Source organism: Flavobacterium sp. ACAM 123, assembly GCF_000264055.1.
Lineage (GTDB): Bacteria > Bacteroidota > Bacteroidia > Flavobacteriales > Flavobacteriaceae > Flavobacterium.
This window is the reverse complement of record NZ_AJXL01000020.1, coordinates 34611-45689: the sequence shown is the minus strand read 5'-3', so window position 1 is coordinate 45689 and position 11079 is coordinate 34611. Positions and strand designations below refer to the sequence as shown.

At 33.5% G+C, this 11079-nt stretch carries 11 protein-coding genes; all 11 read left to right on the top strand.

All coding sequences use genetic code 11. From position 1 onward, the window contains the following. Positions 1-907: glycosyltransferase family 10 domain-containing protein (locus tag A3SG_RS19200; protein ID WP_016989022.1), on the top strand; the 907-nt coding region annotated here is incomplete at its 5' end. Beyond that, positions 908-1825 (top strand): glycosyltransferase family 2 protein, encoded by a 918-nt coding sequence (locus A3SG_RS0105495; protein ID WP_016989021.1) that lies wholly within the window; start codon positions 908-910, stop codon positions 1823-1825. Then, entirely contained in the window at positions 1822-2760 is a 939-nt protein-coding gene (locus A3SG_RS0105490) for a glycosyltransferase family 2 protein (RefSeq protein ID WP_016989020.1), read from the top strand. Before A3SG_RS0105495 ends, A3SG_RS0105490 begins: the two co-directional genes overlap by 4 nt. A 46-nt stretch (positions 2761-2806) precedes the next feature. After that, positions 2807-4027 carry a hypothetical protein gene (locus tag A3SG_RS0105485; RefSeq protein WP_016989019.1) on the top strand — a complete coding sequence of 407 codons (1221 nt, stop codon included), beginning with the start codon at positions 2807-2809 and terminating at the stop codon, positions 4025-4027. 23 nt (positions 4028-4050) lie between these two features. Beyond that, positions 4051-4971 (top strand): glycosyltransferase family 2 protein, encoded by a 921-nt coding sequence (locus A3SG_RS0105480; protein ID WP_016989018.1) that lies wholly within the window; start codon positions 4051-4053, stop codon positions 4969-4971. Beyond that, positions 4968-5678, top strand: coding sequence for an FkbM family methyltransferase (locus A3SG_RS0105475; protein ID WP_157485317.1), 711 nt, complete (start codon positions 4968-4970; stop codon positions 5676-5678). The genes A3SG_RS0105480 and A3SG_RS0105475 overlap by 4 nt, the downstream gene beginning before the upstream one ends. A 28-nt stretch (positions 5679-5706) precedes the next feature. After that, positions 5707-6717 carry an N-acetylneuraminate synthase family protein gene (locus tag A3SG_RS0105470; protein ID WP_016989016.1) on the top strand — a complete coding sequence of 337 codons (1011 nt, stop codon included), beginning with the start codon at positions 5707-5709 and terminating at the stop codon, positions 6715-6717. Continuing rightward, positions 6714-7874, top strand: a complete 1161-nt coding sequence (neuC, locus tag A3SG_RS0105465; RefSeq protein ID WP_016989015.1) for a UDP-N-acetylglucosamine 2-epimerase — start codon at positions 6714-6716, stop codon at positions 7872-7874. Before A3SG_RS0105470 ends, neuC begins: the two co-directional genes overlap by 4 nt. Before the next feature lies 1 nt (position 7875). Further along, a complete protein-coding gene (locus tag A3SG_RS0105460) occupies positions 7876-8574 on the top strand; it encodes a cytidylyltransferase domain-containing protein (protein ID WP_016989014.1) in 699 nt (232 codons plus the stop codon). Further along, complete coding sequence (asnB, locus tag A3SG_RS0105455) at positions 8574-10292, top strand: asparagine synthase (glutamine-hydrolyzing) (RefSeq protein WP_029596628.1); 1719 nt, start codon at positions 8574-8576, stop codon at positions 10290-10292. The genes A3SG_RS0105460 and asnB overlap by 1 nt, the downstream gene beginning before the upstream one ends. A gap of 149 nt (positions 10293-10441) precedes the next feature. Beyond that, positions 10442-11047: an FkbM family methyltransferase gene (locus A3SG_RS0105445; RefSeq protein WP_083832406.1), complete on the top strand. Its 606-nt coding sequence runs from the start codon at positions 10442-10444 to the stop codon at positions 11045-11047. The last annotated feature ends 32 nt before the right edge of the window (positions 11048-11079 follow it).

Here is an 11079-nt window from a genome sequence, read left to right as displayed (position 1 = left end):
TCGTATTTTTGGTCTGGTATTTGATAAGACTAATAATTATTTTTATAATTTATTAGTTCAAAAATACATTGTAAATATTGATGAAAATCCTGATTTTTTGTTTTATTCCTGTTATAGCAATGACTATTTAAATTACAACTGCACCCGTATATTTTTTACAGGCGAAAATGTAAGACCCGATTTTTTAGCTTGTGACTTTGCTTTTTCATGTGATTATAACAAGCAAAAAAATCATTTCAGGTTGCCTTTGTATTCTTTGTATATTGATCATCATAATCTGCTTGATAAACTGCAATCGACTTTAAATAAGGAAGAGGCCAGAAGAGTTTGGCAAGCTAAGTCCAAGTTTTGCTGTATGGTAGTTTCAAATCCTAAATGTGTAGAAAGAATAGAATTTTTTGAAAATCTTTCAAAAGTAAAACAAGTAGATTCTGGAGGCTCTGTTTTGAATAATGTTGGGGGAAGAGTGGCTGATAAAGCAGAATTTATTAAGGATTATAAGTTTGTAATTTCTTTTGAAAATGAGAGTTATGATGGATACACTACCGAAAAAATATTGGAACCCATTTTAATGGATTGTATTCCTATCTATTGGGGCAACAAATTAGTAGACAAAGATTTTAACGCAAAAAGATTTATTAATTATAATACATTTAAAACCGAAAATAAATTAATAGAACGATTGCTAGAAATCGATCAAAATGAGGAATTAGCTATTGCTATGTTGCTAGAACAACCATTCAATAAGGATAAAAAAACGCATGAAGAAGAACATCAACAAGTACTCGATATCATAAGCAACATGATAGAAGTTGATAAAAAACCAATAGCTCAACAATTATGGAAGTATGTTCATAAAAGTAAATTATTTGCCGCTAAATTTAAAAAGCGTTTTATAAAAATCTAAATGACATCAATGCTTGCCATCATAATACCATATTACAAACTCACTTTCTTCGAAGAAACTTTGCAATCGTTGGCTAGCCAAACCAGCAATCGTTTCAAAGTCTATATTGGTGATGATGCCAGTCCTGAGAATCCGAGTATTTTATTAGAGAAATACCAAGGAAAATTTGATTTTGTTTACCATCGCTTCGACGAAAATCTTGGCGAAAAATCATTAGCCCAACAATGGGAACGTTGCATTGCTCTTTCTGCGGACGTAGAATGGATTATGGTTTTGGGAGATGATGATGTTTTGGGCGAAACGGTGGTGGAGTCGTTTTATACCAATCAAGCTGTTTTTAGAGGAAAAACCAATGTGATTCGGTTTGCCAGTAAGAAAATATTTGGAAAAGATACTCTTGACGCTACTGTTTTTGATCACCCTGTTTGGGAGACTGCAACAGCAGCTTTTTATAGAAAGTTTACTAAAAGTACTAGGAGTACTTTGTCAGAATATATCTTTTCAAGAGCATCTTATTTGAAATTTGGTTTTTATGATTATCCATTGGCTTGGAACAGTGATGATCGGGCCTGGCTTGAATTTTCGGATCATAAACCTATTTTTTCCATAAATGAAAGTATAGTCTATTTTAGACTTTCAGATCTTAATATTTCAGGCAGACAAGACAATCAAGCCATAAAGAACCAATCGGATATTGTATTTTATAAATATATGGTGATATCTAAATTAAAAGAATTTAATAAAGAACAACAGCTCCGCTTATTGAGAAGGTATCAAGCCGAATTAAGAAAAACGAGAAGTTTGAAAATGGCGGAGTTTTTTTTTCTGTTCTTTTTGTATATGAAATATGCCAACTCAGATTGGGTTAGAAAATTTTATTTGAAAATTATCAATAAAATGAAATCGATTCTACCATGATTACTCCCAAAGTGACCATCATTATCGCAACATTCAACAGGGAAAAGTTTTTCTTGGAAACACTTATGGCCGTACAAAATCAAACTTTCTTGGACTGGGAATGTTTGATTATTGATGATGGATCAACTGATAAAACGGTCGAAATCATAACACCTCTTTTAGATAAAGAGCCGCGTTTTAAGTATTTCTTGCGTTCAGAAATTTATAAAAAAGGAACTTCAGGTTGCCGCAATCAGGGTTTGGATTTGGCCAAAGGCGATTACATCATCTTTTTTGATGATGACGATATAGCCCATTCCCAAAATTTGGAATTATGTGTAAAGGAATTATCAAATGATAACATTTCCTTCTGCAGGTATATCCGTAAAGTTTTTGTAAATGATTTTCATTATGAATTTGATTATTCAACAGATTACACTTTTTTTCATATTGACGTCAAAGATATTGAAAGAATTGTGAAGAATGAGCTACAGTTTAATTCTTGTGCTGTCATGTGGAAGAAAGTATGTTTTGAAAACACACGCTTCAACGAGAGAATATCCTATGGAGATGAATGGGAATTATATTCTAGGATATTATCCACAGGAATTAGAGGAATTTCTATAGAAAAATGTTTATTTTATGGTAGAAAACATCCCGAATCAATAACTGGGGAATACGATAGGAAGAACCCATTACGGAAAACTTCGCATGCAGAGGCTATTTTGTTAGTATTAGAAAACCTTAAAGAAAAAAAATTACTTACCTATTCCTTAAAACGTTATTTTATTGCCTTTTCAATCAGTTTCAAGGATGATAATTTATTCAAAAAGATTTTAAATGTATTGGATTTCGCTACATTTGAAAAACTATATTGGCAAATTTTCTTTGCTGTTTTGCCTTTTAGGTTAGTCATTCACAGTAAAAAGAAAGCCGTAAAAGGAAGATTTAAATAAAAGTGTTTTGATTTTTGGATACTCAATAAATATACAATTATAAAGAATGAAGTTTTTAGTTATAGAACAAGATTTGAGGGTTTGGGGAACGAGTCAAGGAATCATATCACGTTCTTTTTTGGCAAAACTACGAATTTCGTATCCCGATTCAATTATCGATGTCGTATATATAAAGCAAAGTCCGAGTGATGATCGATTGGATTTATTACCAGTTGATACAATTGAAACCTATATAGTAAATCTCAAAACGCCTTTTTTTACCAAATGGTTCAATAAACTCTATTGGAGATTATTCCATCAATCTTTAGCAGTTGAGCATGTTCATAAAGTATATGCAGCTATTATCGCTAAGATTGATTACCAGAAATACGATCATATATTTATTAGAAGTGCAGGTATCGACCATGAAGTAATTTTGGCTACCAAAGATTTACCTATTCTAAAAAAAGCCATTGTCAATTTTCACGATCCTTATCCTTTGTTTTGGTATGCGGGAACTCAAAGTAAATTGAACAATCTAGAGCTTTTTAAGTTTAAAAAAATGCACGATGTGGTTTCTCAGGCAAAAACCTGTATGAGCTCCGCTCGATTAATGGCTGAAGACATACAGTATTTATATGGTTCGAGAAAAAAGTTCTACCATTTGCCACATCAATACAACGAGAATGTTTTTGATTTGTCGGATGTGAGTACTGTTTTGAAAAAAACAAAAAAGGTACTGATTTCGTATCAGGGTGCTATTATGTTTGGTAGGAACATAGAAATCCTTTTGGATGCTTATATTAAATTGATCGAAAGTAATGCTGTTTATAAAGAAAACACGGAGTTTGTCTTGCGATTAAAAGGGGTTGATTTGATAAAATTGGCTCAAAAATACAGCGCCATTCCCAATATCCAGGTTTTGGGAATGGTCAGTTTTTCCAATTCCTGTTTTGAACAAAGCCAAGAAGCTGATGTCAATATCATTTTAGAAAACGGCCCTATTTATAGTAATACTTTGGTTGGTAAAGCTCCTTTCTTGGCGTCAATTGGTAAACCCATATTTATTTTATCACCAGAACGAAGTGAAATGCGTTCGATATTGAAAGAGGATCAGTACATTGCCAGTTATTCAGATCAAGAAGAGATTAAAAATAGATTAGAAAACCTAATCCAAAATAGGTTGAATTCTGATGAAGCTGTACATCCTTTTGGGGATTATTTTTCGGATGAAAATTTTAAAATTTATTTGGATGCTATTCTGTTTGCCAAAGGATACGATAACTAAGCCGTCAATTAAAACAAGCCCCCATGAAATCGACTTTCGCTTTCCTGATTACCACCAAAAACCGTAAAACCGATTTGGCTTTTACCTTAGATAAAATCGGTTATTTGCTAGAAGACCCCTTGGTTTCTTGTGTCGTTTTTGATGATGGTTCTAGCGATGGTACTGCTGATTATGTGAAAGAAAACTTCCCGAAGATACAAGTCGAAAGAAATCCTGTTTCTAAAGGTTATATTTTTTGCAGGAACAAAATGCTGAACGAAACCCAAGCTGATTATGCAATTTCACTAGACGATGATGCACATTTTGTTACCAAAAATCCCTTAGAATCCATCGATAATCATTTTGAAGAAAATGCGAATTGTGGTTTGATAGCCTTGCGTATTTTTTGGGGATTAGACGAGCCCAAAATAACCGATTCAAACGACAAAAGTCAACGAGTTCAGGGTTTTGTAGGTTGTGCACACGTATGGAGAATGAGCGCTTGGAGAGAAGTTCCTAATTATCCTGAATGGTTTGTTTTTTATGGTGAAGAGAATTTTGCTTCCTATCAATTGTTTAAAAAGAATTCAGAAATACATTATCTCCCTGAAGTTTTAGTGCATCATAGAGTGGATGTGAAATCCAGAAGAAATAATGCTGATTACACTATTCGTTTGCGGCGGTCTTTGCGTTCAGGTTGGTATTTGTTTTTCTTGTTTTATCCTTTAAAAACTATTCCCGAAAAAATGGTGTATTCACTATGGATGCAAGTCAAGCTGAAAGTTTTTAAAGGGGATTTTAAAGCTTTGCAAGCTATTGTTTTAGCTCTGTTTGATTTGGTTTGGAACATACCACGAATACTGAAAAACGGCAACCGCTTGACTCTGAGAGAATATGACGTTTATAATAAATTGCTGGAAGCTAAAATATATTGGCAACAAGATTTAAAACCGATAAAAAAATGAAAATATTTTTAAAAAAAATAGTGACTAATTTGGGATATAAAATTTCTAAAATAAGTAAATGTTCATTACAAAATGAAAATCCATTAGTAGCTATAAAGAAAAGTATCCGAGATGCGAAGGATATTGTTTTGTTTGATGTTGGTGCTAATTTAGGGCAAACTGTAACGAAAATGAGATTGGAATTTCCGTTTTCAAAAATTTATGCTTTTGAACCAAGTCGAAGTTGTTATGAAATACTAAAAAATAATTTTGATAAAAAAAATGTATTTGTTTATAACAATGCCGTTGGTTCAGAAAATGGCAAAGTAACATTTAATGAATATTCATGGAGCGCATTGAGTTCAATCTTAAAGCGTGCTTTCGGTTCGGCGCAAATTATAGATACATATGATGTAAATGTAATATCAATCGATTCTTTTTGTAAAGTAAATAATGTTTCAAAAATTGATTTTTTAAAAACGGATACAGAAGGATATGAATTAGAAGTTTTGAAGGGAGCTTCAGATATGATGGATAAAAATAAAATACAATTTGTATATTTAGAAATCTTTTTTAAAGAAAATTTCATAGGACAATCATCATTTGGTGATACCTATAATTTTTTATTGGGTAAAAGATTTGAATTAGTTAAAATATATGATTTTGAAATAGCAGAAGATGGATTGCTAAATAGGTCAGATGCATTATTTATTAATAAAAATTTTTAAATAATTGCTGTTATCTAATTTTTTAATTATGAAAAATAAATCTCCCTATATCATTGCCGAAATTGGTCAGGCCCACGAAGGAAGCTTGGGTATTTTATATTCTTATATTGATGCCATTGCGCAGACGGGTGTCGATGCCGTGAAATTACAGATGCACATTGCAGAAGCGGAAAGCAGCGAGCACGAACCTTTCCGTGTAAAATTCTCACTGGAGGATGAAACCCGATATGACTATTGGAAACGAATGAGTTTTTCTTTGGAACAATGGAAAGGAATTAAGCAGCGTTGCGATACTTTAGGGGTCGATTTTATATGTTCTCCCTTTAGTAATTTGGCTGTGGACTGGTTGGAGGAAATCGGTGTAGAGCAATATAAAATTGGGTCTGGTGAAGTTACTAATTTCTTAATATTAGAAAAAATTGCGCAAACGGGGAAGCCTGTTATCTTATCTTCTGGGATGAGTTCGTATGCCGAATTAGATAAGACCGTTCTTTTTTTACAAGAAAGAAAGGTTAATTTTTCCATTTTGCAATGCACGACAGCTTATCCCACCATGCCAGAACAGTATGGTTTGAATATTATTCAGGAATTAAAACAAAGATATAAAGTGGCTGTTGGTTTTTCGGATCATTCCGCCAGAATAGACACTTGTATCGCAGCAACGGCTTTGGGAGCAGAAATTTTAGAATTTCATGTCGTTTTTGACAGACAGCTCTTTGGTCCAGATAGCAAAGCGTCTTTAACAATGCAGGAAACAAAAGAATTAGTCCTTGCCGTTACCAATATAAAGATGGCGTTGTCTAATCCTATTGATAAGAATAACAATTCTGATTTTTTAGAGCTCAAACAAATTTTTGAAAAATCATTGGCTATAAATAAAAAATTACCTAAAAACCATATTCTTACTTTCGAGGATTTAGAAGCTAAAAAGCCAAAAAACTATGGTATTTTAGCAAGTAAATACCGAGAGGTAATTGGTAGAAAACTTAAATTCGACAAAAACCAGTGGGATTTTTTAAATGAAGAAGATTTAGCATGAACATAAAAAGAAAAATAGCGGTAGTGATTACCGCAAGACCTTCTTATAGTAGGGTAAAAACAGCGTTGTCTGCCATTCAAAATCATCCTGATTTGGAACTGCAATTAATTGTTGCCGCATCGGCTTTGTTAGAGCGCTACGGTTCTGCGGTGAATTATATTGAGAAAGATGGGTTTGCGATTGCCGCTAAAGTATTCAATGTATTGGAAGGAGAGAATTTAACTGCCGCAGCCAAAACAACAGGAATTGGAATATTGGAATTATCTACTGTTTTTGATAATTTAAAACCAGACATTGTAGTCACTATTGCGGATCGATTTGAAACTATGGCTACTGCCATTGCGGCTTCTTATATGAATATTCCTTTAGCACACATACAAGGTGGTGAAGTGACCGGAAATATAGATGAAAAAGTACGTCATGCGATTACTAAATTATCGGATTATCATTTTGTAGCCTCCGAAAGTGCTAAAGAAAGAGTCATCAAATTAGGAGAAGATCCTATTATGGTTTTTAATACTGGATGCCCTTCTATCGATTTGGCAGATGAAGTAGTACTAAGTAAGAATCTACCTTTTAATCCGTATGAAAAATATGGAGGAGTAGGAGCAAAACCAGATTTGACTGCAGGCTATTTAGTAGTTATGCAACATCCAGTAACTACAGAATATCAAGATTCCAGAAAACATATTGAAGCTACTCTGGAAGCGATTCATAAATTAAATACGCCCACACTTTGGTTTTGGCCTAATGTGGATGCCGGAGCAGATGGAACTTCGACAGGAATTCGTGCTTTTAGGGAGCAGCATCAATTACCGAATGTTCATTTTTTTAAGAATATGGAAGGGACGGATTTTCTACAATTGCTACAACATAGTGATTGTTTAATAGGGAATTCAAGCGTAGGAATACGGGAATGTGCTTTCTTGGGGGTTCCTGTTGTAAACATTGGTTCTCGTCAAAACAGAAGAGACCGAGGAGGAAATAGTATCGATGTTGATTATTGTCAAGAAGGAATTGAGGGAGCTATTTTAGCATCCGTACAACGAGGTAAATCAATTTCTTCTTCCATTTATGGAAATGGAAAAGCGGGTACGCAAATAGCGGAATTGTTGGTGCAATTGCCTTTACAGTTCCATAAAACAATTATGTACTAGGATGAGGATTTTAGGTATTATACCCGCTCGTGGCGGATCAAAAGGGGTTCCGGGGAAAAACATTAAATTATTAAACGGCAAACCCTTGTTGCAATATACATCTGAAATTGCTTTGCAATCACAGTTCATTACGCAAGTGATTTTGTCCAGCGAGGACGAAGCCATAATTACTGTAGCCAAAAGTTTAGGGATTCAAGTGCCGTTTGTTAGACCAGCGGTATTGGCACAAGATAACACTGCTACGATTGACGTTATTATTCATGCATTGCAATGGTTCGAAAATAAGAATGTTTTCTTTGACGCAGTTTGTCTCTTGCAAGTAACCAGCCCCTTTAGAACAGTTGATTTTCTCGATAAAGCTGTCGAAAAGTTTATAACTAGTGGTAGTGATTCGTTAGTTTCGGTACAAAAAGTCCCACATGAATTTAATCCACATTGGACTTTTGAAGCTAATACAGAAGGAAATTTAAAAATCGCTACCGGAGAAGATCAAATAATCAGCAGAAGGCAAGAACTCCCAGATGCTTACCATAGAGATGGGAGTATTTATATTACTAAAACGAATGTGCCTTTACAGCAACATTCTTTATATGGAAAGCGTATTGCGTTTATTGAATCTAATCCAGAATATTATGTCAATATAGATACAATGGAAGATTGGGAAAAGGCGGAGCAAATGATAAAAAACAATCAAAAATAATGTGTGGTATTGCAGGAATAATTGGGAACGTTCCTTTCAGGAAACTAGATGCGATGTTGTTGAGTCAGCAACACCGTGGTCCAGATGCTACGGGGAAATATATGGATGGCAATTTTGCCGCTTTAGGTCACAATCGATTGGCAATTATTGATTTGTCTGAACAGGCTAACCAACCTTTTTTAGATCCCTCAGGAAGATATGCTTTAGTTTTTAACGGCGAAATCTATAATTACATTGAACTCAAAGCAAGTTTGCAAAACCAATACACTTTCGTAACTGAATCGGATACCGAAGTTTTACTGGCGGCATTTATTATATATGGGAAGGATTGTTTACACAAATTTAACGGCATGTTTTCTTTTGCGATTTGGGATAAAGAGCAAAAGAAATTATTTGCGGCACGAGATCGTTTTGGAGTAAAGCCCTTTTTTTACAGTCAAAAAGACAATTCCTTTTATTTTGCATCGGAAATCAAGGCCCTTCATGCTGCAGGAGTTCAAAAAAAACCAAATAAAAAAGTATGGGCTTCCTATTTTGCCTATGGTTCTTATGGTTATCCGGATGAAACTTTTTGGCAAGACGTGATCCAATTGCCTGGAGGTCATTTATTGGAATATGATAATCAAATTCTACAAATTAAAAAGTGGTATTCTTTTGAAGATGAGGTCGCCCAACAGCCAAAGAATTTAACTTATGGTCAGGCTAAAGAGCATTATTTAATGCTTTTGAAAGACAGTATTCGATTGCGTTTCCGATCAGATGTACCTGTTGGTTTCAATATTAGTGGTGGGCTAGATAGCTCTGTTTTATTGGCCATGGTTAATAGTCAGGATGATAATAATTGTAGTGTAAGTGCCTATACTTTTTATACAAATAATTCAGATTATGATGAGTTGCCATGGGTTGAAACGATGATCAATAAAACCCATAATCCGTTGACTAAAGTACTTCTTCAAGCGGATGAAGTTCCTGTACTAACTCAAAAAATGGAATGGCAGCAAGATGAGCCTTATGGTGGTATTCCAACATTAGCTTATGCGAAAATATTCGAGCAAGCCAGAAAGGACAACGTACTTGTTTTGCTTGACGGACAAGGTATGGATGAGCAATGGGCAGGTTACGATTATTATACAAAGGAAAACGATGCGACTATTCAAGGAGTTGAAAACTCACCATATAAAACAAATATGCTTTCGGATTCTTTTTTAGCAAAAGCAGAAAAGCCTGTTTATTCAACACCATTTGACGATGCAGTGTTAAATAAACAATATCGTGATTTGTTTTATACTAAGATTCCAAGAGCTTTACGATTTAATGACCGCATCTCCATGGCTTATTCTACGGAACTTAGAGAGCCTTTTTTAGACTATCGATTGGTGGAATTTGCTTTTTCATTGCCGTTGGATTTCAAAATAAAGAAGGGAGTCACTAAATATATGTTACGTGAAATAGCCTCCGATTATTTAGCGGATGATTTGATTTTTACGCCCAAAAGACCCTTACAGACTCCACAACGCGAGTGGCTTGCTGAAGACTTAAAAGTTTGGGTAAAAGAATCCTTCAATAATATTGAGAATTCAGGTTTTCAGGAATGGTTTAAAAAAGAAGAATTGCAAAGAGAATTACAACATTTTTTAAATGGAAATATCCAATCTAGTTTTCATATTTGGCAATGCATCAGTTTGAATGAGTTAATTGATAGGGTTGTGAAGAGTTAGTTTAAAAACAGGATATATATATTAACAATTTGAAATGAAACATAAATACTATTCCCAATATCGTCAAGATGAATTTTTGAATAAAGTTATTTTTAAAAAACAAAAAAATGGTTTTTTTATAGACATTGGTGCTCATGATGGAATAACATATAGCAACTCTTCTTTTTTTTGAAAAATTTAATTTATGGGATGGTATATGTGTTGAACCAAATCCTGTAGTTTTTGATAAATTAAATTCATTTAGAAAATCAAAAAATTTAAATGTTTGTATCGGTAATGAAAATAAAAAAGTTCAATTCACTCAAATAGAGGGTTATTGTGAAATGCTTAGTGGTATAACTGAAAAGTATGATAGTAGACATCTTTTAAGGATAGAAAACCATATCATATCCAAGGGCGGAAGAAAAAGTGAAATTGAAGTGGATATGATAACTTTAGATAGTATTCATGAATTGGACAAAGAAACTATTGATTTTATGTCAATAGATACAGAAGGGAATGAGTACGAAATTATAAGGTCAATTAAATTTGATTTATTTAATGTTAAAGTACTTGTGGTTGAAAATAATTTTAGGGAAAATAGGATAAGTAATTATTTGGATTCTTTTGGATTTGAATTAATTTATAAGTTAGATTGTGATGAGGTATTTATCAATAAAAAATATTATTCATTAGAAGTAAGAAGAAGGTTGTTGTTTTGGAAAATAGAATCAAACTTAAAGAGAAAAATGGCTAAATTAATTGCTAGATTTTAGGGTTGTTTAAATACAGATATTTTAAAAACAAG

Excerpts from the sequence above, each read along its gene's own strand:
- A3SG_RS0105495 (WP_016989021.1), top strand. The coding sequence starts at position 908 with ATGACATCAATGCTTGCCATCATAATACCATATTACAAACTCACTTTC.
- A3SG_RS0105490 (WP_016989020.1), top strand. The coding sequence starts at position 1,822 with ATGATTACTCCCAAAGTGACCATCATTATCGCAACATTCAACAGGGAA.
- A3SG_RS0105485 (WP_016989019.1), top strand. The coding sequence starts at position 2,807 with ATGAAGTTTTTAGTTATAGAACAAGATTTGAGGGTTTGGGGAACGAGT.
- A3SG_RS0105480 (WP_016989018.1), top strand. The coding sequence starts at position 4,051 with ATGAAATCGACTTTCGCTTTCCTGATTACCACCAAAAACCGTAAAACC.
- A3SG_RS0105475 (WP_157485317.1), top strand. The coding sequence starts at position 4,968 with ATGAAAATATTTTTAAAAAAAATAGTGACTAATTTGGGATATAAAATT.
- A3SG_RS0105470 (WP_016989016.1), top strand. The coding sequence starts at position 5,707 with ATGAAAAATAAATCTCCCTATATCATTGCCGAAATTGGTCAGGCCCAC.
- neuC (WP_016989015.1), top strand. The coding sequence starts at position 6,714 with ATGAACATAAAAAGAAAAATAGCGGTAGTGATTACCGCAAGACCTTCT.
- A3SG_RS0105460 (WP_016989014.1), top strand. The coding sequence starts at position 7,876 with ATGAGGATTTTAGGTATTATACCCGCTCGTGGCGGATCAAAAGGGGTT.
- asnB (WP_029596628.1), top strand. The coding sequence starts at position 8,574 with ATGTGTGGTATTGCAGGAATAATTGGGAACGTTCCTTTCAGGAAACTA.